This window comes from Marinovum sedimenti (genome assembly GCF_054052205.1).
On the sequence record NZ_CM133223.1, the window covers coordinates 2,433,856 to 2,449,645 of the forward strand.

13 protein-coding genes and 1 tRNA gene are annotated in these 15,790 nt (G+C 60.4%); 10 read left to right on the plus strand and 4 right to left on the minus strand.

Annotated elements, in window-relative coordinates; genetic code table 11:
- Positions 1-24 precede the first annotated feature (24 nt).
- Both ACW9UO_RS11700 and ACW9UO_RS11705 read right to left on the minus strand, forming a co-directional pair.
- Positions 25-1,644: a PA14 domain-containing protein gene (locus tag ACW9UO_RS11700; RefSeq protein ID WP_457085984.1), complete on the minus strand. Its 1,620-nt coding sequence runs from the start codon at positions 1,642-1,644 to the stop codon at positions 25-27.
- A 304-nt stretch (positions 1,645-1,948) separates the two neighbouring features.
- Complete coding sequence (locus ACW9UO_RS11705; protein ID WP_457085985.1) at positions 1,949-2,935, minus strand: complex I NDUFA9 subunit family protein; 987 nt, start codon at positions 2,933-2,935, stop codon at positions 1,949-1,951.
- A 148-nt stretch (positions 2,936-3,083) separates the two neighbouring features.
- Here ACW9UO_RS11705 and ACW9UO_RS11710 point away from each other — a divergent pair.
- The 6 genes from ACW9UO_RS11710 to ACW9UO_RS11735 all read left to right on the plus strand — a co-directional run bounded on the left by ACW9UO_RS11710 (position 3,084) and on the right by ACW9UO_RS11735 (position 9,960).
- Positions 3,084-3,169 (plus strand) — tRNA-Leu (locus ACW9UO_RS11710).
- Positions 3,170-3,737: 568 nt separating this feature from the next.
- Positions 3,738-3,986 (plus strand): hypothetical protein, encoded by a 249-nt coding sequence (locus ACW9UO_RS11715; RefSeq protein WP_457085986.1) that lies wholly within the window; start codon positions 3,738-3,740, stop codon positions 3,984-3,986.
- A 569-nt stretch (positions 3,987-4,555) separates the two neighbouring features.
- Positions 4,556-6,163, plus strand: coding sequence for an ABC transporter substrate-binding protein (locus ACW9UO_RS11720; RefSeq protein ID WP_457085987.1), 1,608 nt, complete (start codon positions 4,556-4,558; stop codon positions 6,161-6,163).
- Positions 6,164-6,270: 107 nt separating this feature from the next.
- A complete protein-coding gene (locus ACW9UO_RS11725; protein WP_457085988.1) occupies positions 6,271-7,227 on the plus strand; it encodes an ABC transporter permease in 957 nt (318 codons plus the stop codon).
- Positions 7,228-7,239: 12 nt separating this feature from the next.
- Positions 7,240-8,304: an ABC transporter permease gene (locus ACW9UO_RS11730; RefSeq protein ID WP_457085989.1), complete on the plus strand. Its 1,065-nt coding sequence runs from the start codon at positions 7,240-7,242 to the stop codon at positions 8,302-8,304.
- Between the two features lie 3 nt (positions 8,305-8,307).
- Positions 8,308-9,960, plus strand: a complete 1,653-nt coding sequence (locus ACW9UO_RS11735) for an ABC transporter ATP-binding protein (RefSeq protein WP_457085990.1) — start codon at positions 8,308-8,310, stop codon at positions 9,958-9,960.
- Positions 9,961-10,019: 59 nt separating this feature from the next.
- Here the strand turns inward: ACW9UO_RS11735 and ACW9UO_RS11740 are convergent, their stop codons facing one another.
- Positions 10,020-10,160, minus strand: coding sequence for a hypothetical protein (locus ACW9UO_RS11740; protein ID WP_457085991.1), 141 nt, complete (start codon positions 10,158-10,160; stop codon positions 10,020-10,022).
- Between the two features lie 213 nt (positions 10,161-10,373).
- Here ACW9UO_RS11740 and ygiD point away from each other — a divergent pair, with 213 nt between their 5' ends.
- Positions 10,374-11,192, plus strand: a complete 819-nt coding sequence (gene ygiD / locus ACW9UO_RS11745) for a 4,5-DOPA-extradiol-dioxygenase (RefSeq protein ID WP_457085992.1) — start codon at positions 10,374-10,376, stop codon at positions 11,190-11,192.
- 126 nt (positions 11,193-11,318) lie between these two features.
- On the opposite strand, the gene ACW9UO_RS11750 is transcribed toward ygiD, so the two are convergent.
- On the minus strand, positions 11,319-12,746 hold the full coding sequence (locus ACW9UO_RS11750; RefSeq protein ID WP_457085993.1) for an aldehyde dehydrogenase family protein: 1,428 nt from the start codon (positions 12,744-12,746) through the stop codon (positions 11,319-11,321).
- Positions 12,747-12,867: 121 nt separating this feature from the next.
- Here ACW9UO_RS11750 and ACW9UO_RS11755 point away from each other — a divergent pair, with 121 nt between their 5' ends.
- From ACW9UO_RS11755 to ACW9UO_RS11765, 3 genes are all read left to right on the plus strand, one after another.
- Positions 12,868-13,521, plus strand: a complete 654-nt coding sequence (locus ACW9UO_RS11755; protein WP_457085994.1) for a peroxiredoxin — start codon at positions 12,868-12,870, stop codon at positions 13,519-13,521.
- 198 nt (positions 13,522-13,719) lie between these two features.
- Positions 13,720-14,763 carry a succinylglutamate desuccinylase/aspartoacylase family protein gene (locus ACW9UO_RS11760; protein ID WP_457085995.1) on the plus strand — a complete coding sequence of 348 codons (1,044 nt, stop codon included), beginning with the start codon at positions 13,720-13,722 and terminating at the stop codon, positions 14,761-14,763.
- 92 nt (positions 14,764-14,855) lie between these two features.
- Entirely contained in the window at positions 14,856-15,641 is a 786-nt protein-coding gene (locus tag ACW9UO_RS11765) for a TIGR00266 family protein (protein ID WP_457085996.1), read from the plus strand.
- Positions 15,642-15,790 lie beyond the last annotated feature (149 nt).

The window sequence follows — 15,790 nt, forward strand, 5'->3', positions numbered from 1 at the left end:
AGGGGGCAGGGCGCGGCATCTTGCCTAGAGCAGGAATTCGTCCTCGAGCACAGGCTCGTCGGTCGCCTGAAAACCGCCACTGTCGTCCTCTGGCGCACCAAGGGACAACAGGGCCATCGCCATATCCTCGGGTGTGGAGAGCTGTTGGGGGGCGGCTTCGGGTTCTGGCTCCGGTTCCGGCTCGGGTGCGCCCTCGAACGGCACCATCTGTTCGTCGGTGTCCGGCCCGGCCCAGCGCAGATACAGCATCTCGTCCTCGGTCCGCTCAAGATACAGCACCTCGAGCGTGTGAGTGCCGGGGTCGAGCGTCAGTTCGGTTTGCTGAAACGAGTCGGGGCCGTCCTGTTCGTTGGTCAGGATGATCTGCCCGTCGATGCTCACCACCGCGCCATCATCGGCAAACATGTCAAAGCGATAGGTGCCGCCGGTTTCGATCTCCAGCTCCGAGGTGTAGCGCACGGCGAAATGATCTTCGGGGCCGGTGGCCCAAGGCGCAGGGTCGCCATCAAGGAAGCCGATGCTGTCGACGGTGCCGGTTTCTTGCGCGGCCGAGAAATCGACTGTGGTCACCGTGGCGATGTCTGGCGCGACTGTCAGATATTCCGCCGTGATTGTGCCTGGGGTGGGGCCGGGTTCGGGCTCTGGCTCCGGTTCGGGTTCGGGCTCCGGTTCGGGCTCCGGTTCTGGCTCTGGTTCCGGTTCAGGCTCCGGTTCGGGTTCAGGTTCCGGCTCTGGTTCGGGTTCTGGCTCCGGTTCGGGCTCCGGCTCGGGCTCGGGTTCTGGCTCAGGTTCCGGCGGCGGGGCTTCGAAATCGGCGATGTCGAATCCGGCCTCCTCCAGCGCCACACTGATCACCTGATCGATCTCTTCCAGCCGCTCGCCGATGCGAGGGTCGATCGCGGGCGGAATGATCAAATCCGGCGGTATCGCCTCGCCGTAAATCCCGGAATAATTGATCATACTGGCAATGAAATAAAGCGTTTCCGTGCCATGCGGGGCGGTGTCGACATAGAGGTCGTCGACCGTCATATCGTCGAGGACGCCGCCATCCTCAAACAGCTCGGACAGGATCGCCCCGGTGGGCAGCACAACGACATTGGCATCGGGATCGGCGGCATTCACCTGATCTGCCAGATCGTTGAACCAATCAAGATATTCGCCCTGATTATAGTCGTGGTACGCCTCCATCACCGTATCAGCCGTGCTGAGGTCTTCGGAGAATATCCCAAGATCGGCCCAGCCCTGATAGATCAGGATATTGGCGGTGGGGTGCGCGGTGGTCATGTCGCCAACAACGTCGAGCATGTCCGACAACGGCGAGCGCGACCCATCGAGATAAGGCTCTCCGGCCGGTTGCCATTGGATGAAATTCGCCGGGCCAATCATGATCACATCAAGATCGGCACTCTCGAACAGCTCGCTTTCGGCGTCCCACGCGGGATCAACCCCGGCAAAACCCCAGTTCGATCCGGGCGTTTCTGCATCCGCGAACTGCGGCATGAACCCCGAATGACCGCTGACTTCATAGCTGTGGCCCGCCGCATCGGCGATGTAATTGGTCCAATGCGGCACATTGGTCTGGGGGCTTCCCGTGTGGTTCACAAGTGAATTGGCCAGAATGTATTGGCTGATGTCCTGGGGCATTTGAATCCTCGTATGTCGAGTTGACGCCCGGCGGAAAAAACAAACAGAGCGCGTCCCCGAACCGCCAGGCTGCGAGGCCCTTCAGGTCGATTGCGCGCCTCCCGACGGAACGGAAACGATTTCGCATTTGAGGCGAGATTGAGTTAATTTTTTGTTGATAAATTGGAGGCGATGGGTCGGAGAGGTATTCCAGCACCTGTAAGGTGCGATAACCAACGTTCCGTGGCGCAAAAAATTACCCCCGAAAGATGGCAGCGCCACCCGTCAGGGGCAAAATTGTCAGCAGTAATGATCGAATCGGTGGTTATTTCGCGTCGAGTCGCTGCGCCGATTCCTTGATCGCGTCGTATTGGCCGGCGGGGCGGAAGCGCCACAGGTAGTCAGGCAGAACCGCCTCCATCGCTGTGGGACGGATGCCCAATGCGTCAAACCCGCGTGCGCCGTCGGACACGACATTGTCGGATTGCAGGGTAAGCACCTGATCGCGGGTCAGGATGCCGTTGCTGAACGCGCCGAGCGTGAGCTTGGACAGCCCGTCGAACACGCCCGCCATGATCCGCGCGGCCCAGAACGGCATGTTAAGGATGAGCCTGCGACGGCGGATCACCGCGAGCATATCCTGCATCAATTCGCGGAACGTGGCCTGCTCTGGCCCGCCGAGTTCATAGATGCCGCCGGGTGCCGCGCCGGTGGCCCCCAGAGCCGCAGCTTGGGCGACGTCATCGGCATAGACCGGCTGGAATTTCGTGTTCTCCCCCACCACGGGCAGCACCGGCCCAAAGCGCGTCATACCGGCGAACCGGTTGAAAAAGCTGTCTTCTGGGCCGAAAATAACCGAAGGCCGCAGGATCACCGCGCCCGGCATATGCGCCAGCACGTTCGCTTCGCCTTCGCCTTTGGAGCGCTGATAGTCGCTCTCGCTTTCGGCGTCCGCTCCGATGGCGGAAATCTGCACCATGCGCGCCACGCCGGTCTCAGATGCGATGCGCGCCACACGGCCTGCGCCCTCGGCTTGCACGGCGTCGAAATTGTTCTTGCCGCCCGCATCAAAGGTGCCGACGCAATTGATCACCGCATCGGCGCCGGTCATCACCGCGCGCACGCTGTTGTCATCGCGAATGTTGCAGAGCACCGGCTCGACCTGGCCAACCGCGCCGTAGGGGCGCACAAAGATCGCCTCGTTCGGGCGACGGCATGCGACGCGCACGCGCCAGCCCTCTTTGGCCATGCGCCGTGCAATGTACCGGCCGAGAAAGCCGGAGCCGCCGTAGATCGTGACCAATTTGGACATGGGAGCCTCGCGTTTTGTCTGTTGTAATAGGGAATATCGTCGGGTCCGGTTTGTGACAAGGCGATTAGCGGTGTGCTTTCGTGCATTTCTTGCAGATTTTGCGTTGACACTGCGCGGGCCCCAGCTTAAACGCCGCTCCACGACACCTGCCCAGGTGGCGGAATGGTAGACGCGCTAGCTTCAGGTGCTAGTGTTCGCAAGGACGTGGAGGTTCGAGTCCTCTCCTGGGCACCATAATAAGCTCCTAAGGTTTTGACCTTGGGAGCTTATTTGTTTTCAGGATGCTCTATTGACCTTGCTCGGCGCGACTTGTCTTACGCGCCCGCCGCCTTGGAGCTGACGGTTTCGATCCGTGGGCGGCTTTTTGTCAGCAGGTTTGAACAGTTCGGTTTTTGACGGCAACTCCGCGTGCGCCTCCGCACAACCGAGGGACGGTGCCGCAGGTTTGCTTCTTGCGCAGTCGGTTCAGGGGTAAGCCAAACCTCAATCCCGGCCTCCTGCGCGGCGATGCGGCGAGGTCAAACCTTCGGCACCATACGGGCAAAAGGTGCGCGGGGTCCCGGTGTTTCGGGGTGAGTTCACCCGCCTATCCATTGGTCTCGCGGGCGGGTGCAAAGTGTCCCGAGGGCCACGACTTTGCGCGAAATGCGCGCTGTCTGCGGCGGAAAGCCCGGTTTTCCACACCTAAAGTATAGTCCTCCTGTCCATCCTGAAAGCCTGCCTGACCTTCTTGCACGCCGCGATTCTCCCTTCGGTTCGCTATTGAATTCTGTATCGAAACAGATCCCTTGGGGGGGCACACATGTTCAACAACGGCCAAACATCCGCGCGGCGAAGCCACGCCTGGGCGATCACGCAATTTCGCCTGACCAACTACTTTCGCATGCGCACAATGAACCCTGCGATGGCGTGCCTCGCTGGCGCGGCAGACGAAGAAGGCGACGCCGCGAATGGCCTCTCGCGCGAGGATCTGACCACGCTGTTTGCCGACGATTTGCAACGTGAGAACCGCGTCGCTGTCACACGCGCACGCAAGCTGCCGCAGGCCTGACCCTCCACACTTTGACGGCCTGCGCAAAAGTGGCAGTCCATTGGCGCATGGCAGGGCGCGCGCGACGCGCGTCTTGTGGCCAAACCTTTCGCTGACGTAACGTCGGTCACAGCCAGCCCGTCGCGGCGGCGTTACATTGCGCGGTGTACCCAAGCGTACAGACCGGCGCATGAGCCCGAAAAATCCTTGCCGTATGTCGGTTTTACCCTAGCTCCTCCGAAAGGGCGCGGCTGGGGACATCGGGATTTTTGCCAGAGTTTTCGACATTTTGAGTGGATTATAAACCGCGATCATGTTTCGATGTGAGTGTCGCTTTCATGCATCGGGGCACCAGGTGCGTGGCGAAGTTCGGTTGTGCCAAACCGCTTCGGACGCCCGTGTTTCCGATGAACGGCACCGAAGGACAGCCAAGGAATGCAAATCGGAACGCATCGATCGAAAGGCCGGATTTCAACACTCAGCCGGCCCAAGATAAAAGTTTCGATGGCACGAGCCTGAAAAAGGCCGAAAAAACAGTTCGCTCCTTTCGATGCGGGGACGGATAAATAAATGATAACAGGGAGAAAAAGATGAACAAACCAATGGACAAGGGCCTGATCGACAGGCTCTCGCTCGAGGCGCGGATGGGCCGCCTGTCACGTCGTGATTTCATGCGCCGCTCTGCGGCTGCGGGCATCGCGGCGACGGCGGCAACCGGCATTTGGACCTCGCAAGCCAAGGCAGAGCCCAAACGCGGCGGCACCCTGCGGGTGGCACAGCACGACGGCAACACCTCAGACACCCACGATATCGGCGCGTATCAGTCGAACTTCGACATCAACCTTGTGCATTCGCACCGGTCGTTCCTGACGATGATCAACCCCGACGGCACCCTTGGCCCGGACCTTGCGACCGAATGGAGCGCGACGCCCGACGCCACTGAATGGACGTTCAAGCTTAACACGGCGGCCACCTTCCACGATGGCAACAAAGTCACGGCAGCCGACGTGATTGCCTCGATGAACTATCACCGCGGCGAAGGGTCGACCTCGGCGGCGACGGCGCTGCTCAGCTCGGTCACTGACATCACCGATGGCGGCGATTCGATCACCTTCAAGCTGGATTCGGCCAACGCCGATCTGCCTTGGCTGATGACCGATTATCACCTCGCCATTGTTCCGGCCAACGACGACGGCACCGCCAATTGGCAGTCCGGCATCGGCTCTGGCCCCTACAAGATTGCGGAGTTGAACTTTGGCACCGGCTGTCGCCTTGAGCGGCACGACGATTGGCACGGCGAAGGCGCCTATTTCGACGCGATCGAAATTCTGGTGATCAACGATCCCAACGCCCGCCAGACCGCGCTTGTCACCGGCGATGTGGATTGTGCCTCGCTGCTTGAAAACAAGACGCTGGGCCTTTTGGCGCGTGACCCTTCGATCAAGGTGGAAAACATCCCGTCGGCGCAGGCGATCACCATGCCGATGTTCACCGATCAGGCTCCGTTCGACAATGTCGACGTGCGCATGGCGCTCAAGCTGGCGATGAACCGCGAAGAGCTGGTTGAAAAGATCGCCTTTGGTGCGGCAACCATTGGCAACGACTTCCACCATTCGCCCGCCATGCCTTATTGGCCCGAGGATATCCCGCAGCGCGAATACGATCCTGAAAAGGCCAAGGCGCTGTTGAAAAAGGCCGGGATGGAAGGGCTGTCTGTCAGCTTCTCCACCGCCGACTCGATCACCACCGGCGCGGTGGACATGGCGGTTCTGTACTCCGAACAGGCCAAGGCCGCGGGCATCGACATCAAGGTCGTGCGCGAGCCCAACGATGGCTATTGGTCGGATGTCTGGCTGGTCAAGCCGTGGTGCATGGTGGTCTGGGGCGCGCGTCCGACGCCGGATGTGATGTATTCGCTGGCCTACAAGGATGACGCGGCCTGGAACGAGTCGCATTGGCAGAACGAGCGGTTCAACGAGCTGCTCATCATGGCCAAGGCCGAGCTCAACGACGACAAGCGGGCCGAAATGTACCGCGAAATGGCAATGCTGGCGCGCGATGATGGCGGCACAATGATCCCGTATTTCCCCAACTTCGTCTACGCCCGCCGCTCGAACGTGCAACGTGGCGAAAATATCGCCGCAAGCTGGCAAATGGATGGCTATCGGTATGCCAGCCGTTGGTGGTTTGACAGCTGATCTGATAATCTTTGTGGTGGTCCGATGCACTTTCGGGCCACCGCCCCGGCCCCGCAAGGTGGCCCAATAAACCAGCCCAAAAGTGGCAACGAAAAAGGGGGATCCTCGTGGGGGACATTCTCAGTCTGATACTCAAGCGGTTGGGCTTTGGCCTGATCACGCTTTTGGTGATTTCGGTCATCATCTTCTTTATGGTCGAATTGTTGCCGGGCGATATTGCCCAGGCGGTGCTTGGCCAAGGCGCGACCGAGGAAAACCTCGCGGCGTTGCGGGAACGGATGGGCCTTAATAAGCCGGCCCCTGTGCGCTATTTCGAATGGCTTGGCGGCGCGGTGATTGGCGATTTTGGCACCTCGATCGTGAGTGGCGAGCGGGTCAGCACCATCATCACCGAACGTTTCATCAACACCATGTTCCTTGCGGCCTATGCGGCGGTGATTGCCGTGCCGTTTGCGATCACGCTGGGCGTTATCGTGGCGCTGCTGCGCAACACCTTGTTCGACCGGGTCGCCAATGTGCTGACGCTGACGTCGATCTCTTCGCCTGAATTCTTTCTCGGCTACGTGCTGATCCTGTTCTTCGCGGTAAAATGGCAAATGTTCCCGGCCATCTCGTCGCTCAGTTCCGGCATGAGTTTCCTTGACCTGCTCGAGCGCACCTTCCTGCCGGCGCTGACGCTGGTTTTGGTGGTGACGGCGCATATGATGCGGATGACACGCGCCGCGATCATCAACCTGCTGGCCTCACCCTATATCGAAATGGCGCGGCTAAAGGGCACGCCGCCGTGGAAAGTTATCGTGCGCCACGCGCTGCCCAACGCATGGGCCCCGATCATCAACGTGATCGCGCTGAACCTTGCCTATCTGATCACCGGCGTTGTGCTTGTCGAAGTGGTGTTTGTCTATCCCGGCATCGGCCAAGCGTTGGTCGACGCGGTGAGCAAACGTGATTTCCCTGTGGTCCAAGCCTCTTGCCTGATCTTCGCCGCCACCTTCATCCTGCTCAATCTTGCAGCCGATGTTGGGGCAATCCTCACAAACCCGCGTTTGCGGCATCCGAAGTAAGGGAGAGAGATCATGAGCCTTTTCGTCATTCTCTACTTCGCCTGCCTGATCATCGCGTCCTGTCTGGCGGCATTTTATGGTAAACGCGGGCCGTTTATCCTGCTGTTTTCGCTGACACTTGTTAGCTTTGTGATCGGTATCATCGGCGGGGCGGGCGCGTTGCGCTTTATCGCCATGTCGGCGGCGGCCTTGGCCTTTGCGGGCGGCGTGTCTTACTGTTTCCGCGAGTTTTTGGTGGTCATCATGCCAACGAACCTCGGCAAAGAGATCAAGACCGCGCCGCTCACAGCGTCCTTTGGCATGTTCATCATTTTCACTTATGCCATCGCCGCGATCTTTGCGCCGTGGATTGCGCCGTTTGGCGAAAGCGAGGTGATCTCGTCCGCCTTTGCGCCGCCGGATGACACCATGCTTTTGGGGGCCGATCAGCTGGGCCGTGATATGTTCAGCCGGATCATCTTTGGGGCGCGCAATTCCGTCGGTCTGGCGCTGTCGGCCACCCTTGCCGCGTTCTTTATCGGGGCCTCTGCCGGGCTTTTGGCGGCCACGCGCGGCGGCTGGCTTGACCAGTTCCTCGGTCGGTTTGCCGATGTGATCATGTCGATCCCCTCGCTGATTTTCGCGCTGTTGATGCTGTCGATCTTCGGACCGCAGATCTATGTGATCATCATTGCCGTAGCGATCATCTATGCGCCGCGCGTCTTCCGCCTGACGCGGGCGGTGGCGGGCAACGTCGTGGTGATGGATTACATCGAGGCCGCCAAGCTGCGCGGTGAAAAGAACAGCTACCTGATCCGCAAGGAGATCCTGCCAAATTCCACCGCGCCGCTGATCGCGGAATTCGGGTTGGAGTTCTGCTTTGTGTTCCTGCTGGTCGCCGGCCTGTCGTTCCTTGGGCTGGGCATCCAGCCGCCCACCGCCGACTGGGGCTCGATGGTGCGTGAAAACGCAACGTTGATCTCGTTTGGCGATATGACGCCGCTTATCCCGGCCGCGGCCATCGCGCTTTTGACGGTGTCTGTCAATTTCGTCGTCGACTGGATGCTGTTCCGGTCCTCGGGTCTGAAGGAGCAATAAACTATGGTACATGACAAAACCGTCCTGCTCGAGATTAAGGACCTCAAGATCGAGGGCTACACCGGCGAAGACTGGGTGCCGATCATCAAAGGCGTCGACCTGACGCTGCACAAAGGCGAGGTGATGGGCCTGATCGGGGAATCCGGCGCAGGCAAATCCACCATCGGAGCCGCCGCAATGGGCTATGCCCGCGACGGCACCCGCATTGTCGAAGGCTCGAAGATCGAGTTCGACGGCATGGAGTTGACCACCGCCACCGAAGGCGAGCGGCGCGCGTTGCGCGGCTCGCGGATTGCCTATGTGGCGCAGTCGGCGGCGGCCTCGTTCAACCCGGCGCATAAGATCATCGACCAGCACACCGAGGCACCGCTGCACTACCGCATCCAAAAGCGGCTTGAGGCGCAAGAGGATGCGATGGATCTTTACCATCGCCTGCGTCTGCCTGACCCGACCGAGATCGGCTTTCGCTATCCGCACCAGGTCTCGGGTGGCCAGCTTCAGCGGGCAATGACGGCAATGGCGATGGCCTGCCGGCCCGACCTGATCATCTTTGACGAGCCGACCACCGCACTTGACGTGACCACCCAGATCGAGGTTTTGGCCGCGATCCGCGACATTGTGGATCAGTTCAACACCGCGGCGATCTATATCACCCATGACCTTGCTGTGGTGGCGCAGATGGCCGACACCATCAAGGTTCTGCTCAAGGGCGAAGAGGTCGAACAGGCGCCGACCGAACAGATGCTGGACAATCCGCAAGAGGATTACACCAAATCGCTCTGGGCGGTGCGCAGCTTTGAAAAGCCACAGGTGATGCGCCCGGTGGGTGAAACGCCGATCATCTCGGTCAAGAACGTCGATGCGGCCTATACCGGCGGAATCAAGGTGCTCGATGATGTGTCGTTTGACATCTACAAGGGCATGACTGTCGCCGTGGTGGGCGAGTCCGGGTCTGGCAAATCGACCACCGCGCGCTGTATCACCGGGCTGTTGCCGCCCTCGTCGGGCGAGATCCTGTTCAAGGGTGAACCCCTGCCGCCGCGCTATCAGGACCGCTCCAAGGACCAGCTGCGACAGGCGCAGATGATCTATCAGATGGCCGATACCGCGCTTAACCCCAAGGTCAAGATTTCCGAGATCATTGGCCGTCCGGCACAGTTCTATTCCGGCCTGTCGGGGGCGGATCTGAAACATCGGGTGGATGAACTGCTCGATCTGATCGAGCTTGAGCCGTCGCAGTACTACAACCGTTATCCGCCCGAGCTGTCAGGCGGCCAGAAACAGCGGATCGGCATCGCCCGTGCTTTGGCGGCGGAACCGGCCTTCATCATCTGCGATGAGGTGACATCGGCGCTCGATCAACTGGTGGCCGAGGGCATCCTGAAGCTGCTCGACCGGCTGCAGGGCGAACTTGATCTGGCGTATATGTTCATCACCCACGATCTCGCGACGGTACGTTCGATCGCGGATGAGGTGGTGGTGATGCAATACGGCAAGGTGGTCGAGCAGGGACCGAAAGACCAGATGTTCACCCCGCCGCACCATCCCTATACCGATCTGCTGCTGAGTTCGGTGCCCGAAATGGACCCGAACTGGCTCACCGAGCTGCTCGAAGAGCGCGGCGTCGATAATGTGGGTGAGGCGGCAGACGTCTGAACCCAACTGCGCAAGGTGGGCCATGTGCCCGCCTTCGCGCGATTGGCTCAAGGCCGGGCTCAGGTCATCGCCATGCCGGTAAGGGCCATGGTGGCCAGCAGAATGCCATAGACAACAAAGACCGCGGGCAGGGTTCCTGCCCGTGAGCGTGCGTCGCGGATGATTTCGTCGCGTGTCAGCATGATGTCGACCTCTGCCATGCGTTCCGGTTTCGAAGATTAGGTGAATCGCAGGTAGGATATCATGCTGAGTCGGGCAAGGGCCGTATTTGGAATCTGACTGCGATTTTTGCATACCCGCCATGTGGTGAGCGCATTCCTCCGGTCTCGCGCACAGATGCTGTTGAAATGCGGCAGTTGGTGAATGGAATGCGACCGCGTATCTTGTGGTCACACCATTCGGAGGCCTGGGCCATGAGCCTGAAACACGATCTGCAAACCCTGAACGACCGGCTGAAAACCTCGGACAGACTGCCGGTGATCTTTCTGGGTCACGGCAGCCCGATGAACGCCATCCAAGACAATCCCTATGCCAAAAGCTGGGCCGCGTTGGGCCGCAATTTGCCGCGCCCGCAAGCGATCCTGGTGGTGTCGGCACATTGGATGACCAACGGCACGACGCTGGTGGATGTCTCGGCTGTGCCGCGCACGATCCACGATTTCTATGGTTTCCCCGAGGCGCTGTACCAAGAGCAATACCCGGCCAAGGGCGATCCGGCCTTGGCGCAGGATGTGATCTCGCTTTTGGCGAGCCACCATGCCGAGGGCGATGATACGTGGGGGCTGGATCACGGCGCGTGGTCGGTGCTGAAGTTCCTCTATCCCGAGGCCGATGTGCCGGTGTTTCAGCTCTCGATCGACATGACCAAAGACCTTGAGTGGCATCTGGAGATTGGCCGCAAGCTGGCCGAGCTGCGCAATCGCGGTGTTCTGATCCTTGGCAGCGGCAATATCGTTCACAACCTGCGCACCATGCGCCCGGGCGGCGCGGCCTATGACTGGGCCGAGGAATTCGACAGCCGTTTTGCCGAACGACTAGAGGCGCGTGATTTTGCGGCGCTGGCGAATAACAAGGAATGGGGAGCCCTGTTGAAACAGGCGCATCCTTCGCTTGATCACTATTTGCCGTCGCTGGCCATCGCCGGGGCAGCAGGGTCCGAGGATCACCTGACCTTCATGAACGACAGCATCGATCTCGCCAGCGTCTCGATGCGCAGTTTCATCTTTCACTAGAGAAATCCGCGTATCCCTAATCCGGTCAGCGTCTTGCAAGGCGTTGAAAATCCGCAAAGCTTTACCGGTCAAACGTGCCGCGCCATCGCCCCTTGGGAAGGCGATGGCGCGGCGAAAGCTGAGAGCCTATTCTGCCGCCCAGCCCGATACTGCCTTGATCTCGAGGAACTCGTCGATCCCCAGTTTGCCGCCTTCGCGCCCATTGCCCGACTGCTTATAGCCGCCAAACGGCGAACCTTGGGCAAAGCCCGCGCCATTGGTATCGATCATGCCGGCCCGAAGACGGCGCGCCACGCGGCGGCGTTTATCATCGTCTTGCGTTTGCACGTAATCGGCCAGCCCATACGGCGTGTCATTGGCAATCGCCACCGCCTCATCTTCGGTGTCGAAGGCAAGGATCGACAGCACCGGGCCAAAGACCTCTTCCTGCGCAATCGTCATGTCGTTGGTCACATCGGCAAACACCGTGGGCCGCACGAAATACCCCCGATTGAGCCCCTCGGGCCGCCCGGTGCCACCGGCCACCAGCCGCGCCTCTTTGGCACCGGTTTCGATCAGCGCCTGGATCTTGTCGAACTGCACCTCAGACACCACCGGCCCGATAAATTTACCGGCCTCAGAGGCGGGACCAACACGGGTTGCCTCGGCCACCTCAGCGGCAATTTTCACTGCCTCATCATACTTCGACCGTTCGACCAGCATCCGCGTCGGCGCGTTGCACGATTGGCCGGAGTTGGCAAAGCAATGCGCCGCACCGCGTTTGACCGCATCAGCGTCGGCATCGGCAAAGATGATATTCGCGCCCTTGCCACCGAGTTCGAGCGAGACGCGCTTGAGCGTATCAGCGGCGGCTTTGGAGATGGCAATCCCGGCGCGGGTCGAGCCGGTGAACGAGATCATATCCACATCCGGATGCACCGAAAGCTGCGAGCCGACGCCCGCGCCATCGCCGTTTACAAGGTTGAACACCCCCTTGGGGAAGCCCGCCTCATCGACAAATTCCGCGAACAGCAGGCTCGACAGCGGGGCCACTTCCGACGGTTTCAACACCACCGTACAGCCCGCGGCCAGCGCCGGAAACACCTTGAGCACCACCTGATTCATCGGCCAGTTCCACGGCGTGATCAGGCCGCACACGCCAATCGGCTCTTTCAGATGCTTCTCGGTGGCGGTGAAATCACTCTCAAAGCTGAAATCTTTCAGCGCATCAAGAAAGCCCTTCATGTGCCAGATCCCGGCGCCCACCTGATTGGCGTTGGCATAGTCAATCGGCGCGCCCATCTCGAGGCTGATCGCGGCGCCCATGTCCTTGGCGCGCGCTTTATACACGTCGTAAAGCTTGCGCAGCAGCGCGACACGGTCTTCCATCGACGTCTGCGACCAACCGTCAAAGGCGGCGCGCGCGGCGGCGACGGCGGCATCGGTATCGGCCTGATCGCCGAGCGAAATCACCGCGCAGGGCTCTTCCGTCGACGGGTCGATCACATTGAGATCTTTTGGTGCGGCGGGGTCCACCCAGGCACCGTCGATATAGAACTGACGTTTCTCGATCATTGGTTGACCTCCCTTGGATTAGCGGCACTGTGTCACCACATCTGAAGTGTCACAAGACACCACAAGCAGAATTTGATCAAATCTTCCGGCGCTGACCGGACCGACGTTACAGGAGAGAAACATGGGCTTACGCATCAACGACACCGTCCCGAATTTCACCGCCGAGAGCGATCAGGGCACCATCGCCTTTCATGACTGGATCGGCGACAGCTGGGCGATCTTGTTTTCCCACCCCAAGGATTTCACCCCGGTTTGCACCACCGAATTTGGCGCTGTGGCACAGCTGGCCGACGAATGGGAAAAGCGCGGCACCAAGGTGATCGGCATTTCCGTTGACGGTGTCGAAGAGCACAAGGGTTGGAAAAAAGACATCGAGCAGGTCGCCGGAACCAACGCGGGTTTCCCGATCATCGCGGACAAAGGGCTTGCCGTGTCCAAGGCGTTTGACATGCTGCCGGCCGAGTTCTACCTGCCCGACAATGCCACCCCGAACGACAGCGCCACAGTGCGCGTGGTCTATATCATCGGCCCCGACAAAAAGTTGAAGCTGTCGATGACCTATCCGATGAACGTGGGCCGCAACTTTGCCGAAGTGCTGCGCGCGCTCGACGGGCTGCAAACCGCGGCGAAACACGGCGTCGCCACCCCGGCCAACTGGCAGGTTGGTCAGGATGTCGTGATCCCGACGGCGGTCAATGACGAGGCGGCGAAAGAGAAGTTCGGCGAGTTCAAAACCGTGCTGCCTTATCTGCGGATGACCAAAACACCGGGCTAAGGCTTCCAGACCAAGGCCAAACAGATCGGCCCGAGGCACACGCCTTGGGCCGTTTTCATGCACACACACCGGCGCACTGGTGCAAGAGAACCGCGATATAGCCCCGACCCAAGGCAAACGGAGCCGGAACCGCGTCCGTAATGGACAAACGCCGGCATTTTACCTATCGCCGTTGAAACGCGGTTTCAGGGGACAGCCATGACCAAGCGCAACGGATTCCAAATCGGCGGCCAAACGATCGAGCCGGGCACGCGCGCGGTTGTTGAACTGCCGGTCAGCCAGATGCCCGATCATACCCCGGTGACAATGCCGGTGCATGTGATCCACGGGCGGCGCGACGGTCCGGTGATCTTTGTCTCGGCGGCGATCCACGGCGATGAGGTGATCGGCGTCGAGGTGGTGCGGCGGTTGTTGCGCGCCAAGCCGATCGAGCGTTTGGCGGGCACGCTTTTGGCGGTGCCGATTGTGAACTCTTTCGGCTTTATCAACCATTCTCGCTATCTGCCCGACCGGCGCGATCTCAACCGTTGTTTCCCCGGCCATCCTTCCGGATCGCTCGCGGCGCGGCTGGCGCATATCTTTGTGAATGAAATTGTGGCGCGCTCTGAGCTGGGGATTGATCTGCATTCGGCCGCGATCCGGCGCGAGAACCTGCCGCAGATCCGCCTGACGCCGGGCAACAAGCGGCTGGCCGAGATTGGCCTGGCGTTCGGCGCGCCGGTGATGCTGCAATCCAAGCTGCGCGAAGGCTCACTGCGTCATGCCGCCGAAGAGCTTAAGTGCGACGTGTTGCTGTATGAGGCGGGCGAGGGGCTGCGGTTTGACGAATATGCCGCCCGCGCGGGCCTGTCCGGTATCCTGCGGGTGATGCACCATATGGGCATGATCGGGCCGCGCGGCGTGCCGCACATCAAGACGCCGCCGCTGGCGTCTGAACGCTCAAGCTGGCTGCGTGCGCCTTTGGGCGGGTTGCTTCGGACCTATCGCACCATTGGCGACTATGTGACCGAAGGCGATTTGTTGGGCGTTGTGGCCGATCCGACCGGCGATGTGGAGCAAGAGGTCTTTAGCGAGATTGAGGGCATCATCATTGGCCGCACCAATATGCCGGTGGTCAACGAGGGCGATGCGCTGTTTCATATTGCGCTGACCCCGTCCGAAGCGGTGGCCGAGGCGGTGGTCGATGAAATGTCAGCCCAGCGCGACGCCGCGCCGCTGTTTGACGAAGACGAGATCATCTGACGGGCCTGATAAGGGCAGGAATACCAGTCCTTTCGTGATGTCCCTGCGGCGGCTATCAAGGTCGCAGCGGATTTCAACGAAGGGATTAGATTATGATAAGCCACGAAGTCGATTACGAAGTTTTTGGCGACGACATGCAGATTGTCGAGGTCGAGCTTGACCCCGGCGAGACGGTGATCGCCGAGGCCGGAGCCATGAACTACATGGAAGACGGCATTACGTTTGAAAGCAAGATGGGCGACGGCAGCACGCCAACCAGCGGTGTGATGGGCGCGCTTTTGAATGTCGGCAAACGGGTTTTGACCGGCGAGTCGATCTTTCTGACGCATTTTACCAATCGCGGGCAGGGCAAGCGCCGGGTGGCTTTTGCCGCGCCTTATCCCGGCAAAATCATCCCGATGGACATGGCGGTGCTCGGCGGCGAATTGATCTGTCAGAAAGACGCGTTTCTCTGCGCTGCCTTTGGCACCCGCACCGATATTGCCTTTCAGAAAAAGCTCGGCGTCGGGTTCTTTGGCGGCGAGGGGTTTATCCTTCAGCGTTTGACCGGCGATGGCATGGCCTTTGTGCACGCGGGCGGCACGCTGATCCGGCGGGAATTGCAGGCGGGCGAGGTGCTGCGCGTCGACACCGGCTGTATCGCGGCCTTCACCTCGGGCATTGATTACGACATCGAGCGCGCGGGCAATCTGAAATCGATGGTGTTTGGCGGTGAGGGCCTGTTTTTGGCCACCCTGCGCGGTCCGGGGACGGTGTTTCTGCAAAGCCTGCCGTTTTCGCGGCTGGCCGACCGGGTGCTTCAGGCCGGGCGCGTGGGCGGCAACAAGGGCGAAGGCTCGGTGCTCGGCGGCTTGGGCGATATGTTCGGCGACCGGTAGAGGCACTCCCGGCACGGAACCAAGGCGAAGCCGCCGTGCCAGCGCCGATCCGCCCCCCGGGGCGGCGCTTTGTCTGACCAAGGTTTATTGGGGAGAGCGCGGAGTGATTTTGCGGGCATAAACCGCCTTACATCTCCGCTACAGCGCCA

Excerpts from the sequence above, each read along its gene's own strand:
- ACW9UO_RS11760 (WP_457085995.1), top strand. The coding sequence starts at position 13,720 with ATGACCAAGCGCAACGGATTCCAAATCGGCGGCCAAACGATCGAGCCG.
- ACW9UO_RS11735 (WP_457085990.1), top strand. The coding sequence starts at position 8,308 with ATGGTACATGACAAAACCGTCCTGCTCGAGATTAAGGACCTCAAGATC.
- ACW9UO_RS11720 (WP_457085987.1), top strand. The coding sequence starts at position 4,556 with ATGAACAAACCAATGGACAAGGGCCTGATCGACAGGCTCTCGCTCGAG.
- ACW9UO_RS11715 (WP_457085986.1), top strand. The coding sequence starts at position 3,738 with ATGTTCAACAACGGCCAAACATCCGCGCGGCGAAGCCACGCCTGGGCG.
- ACW9UO_RS11705 (WP_457085985.1), bottom strand. The coding sequence starts at position 2,935 with ATGTCCAAATTGGTCACGATCTACGGCGGCTCCGGCTTTCTCGGCCGG.
- ACW9UO_RS11700 (WP_457085984.1), bottom strand. The coding sequence starts at position 1,644 with ATGCCCCAGGACATCAGCCAATACATTCTGGCCAATTCACTTGTGAAC.
- ygiD (WP_457085992.1), top strand. The coding sequence starts at position 10,374 with ATGAGCCTGAAACACGATCTGCAAACCCTGAACGACCGGCTGAAAACC.
- ACW9UO_RS11750 (WP_457085993.1), bottom strand. The coding sequence starts at position 12,746 with ATGATCGAGAAACGTCAGTTCTATATCGACGGTGCCTGGGTGGACCCC.
- ACW9UO_RS11730 (WP_457085989.1), top strand. The coding sequence starts at position 7,240 with ATGAGCCTTTTCGTCATTCTCTACTTCGCCTGCCTGATCATCGCGTCC.
- ACW9UO_RS11755 (WP_457085994.1), top strand. The coding sequence starts at position 12,868 with ATGGGCTTACGCATCAACGACACCGTCCCGAATTTCACCGCCGAGAGC.
- ACW9UO_RS11740 (WP_457085991.1), bottom strand. The coding sequence starts at position 10,160 with ATGGCAGAGGTCGACATCATGCTGACACGCGACGAAATCATCCGCGAC.
- ACW9UO_RS11765 (WP_457085996.1), top strand. The coding sequence starts at position 14,856 with ATGATAAGCCACGAAGTCGATTACGAAGTTTTTGGCGACGACATGCAG.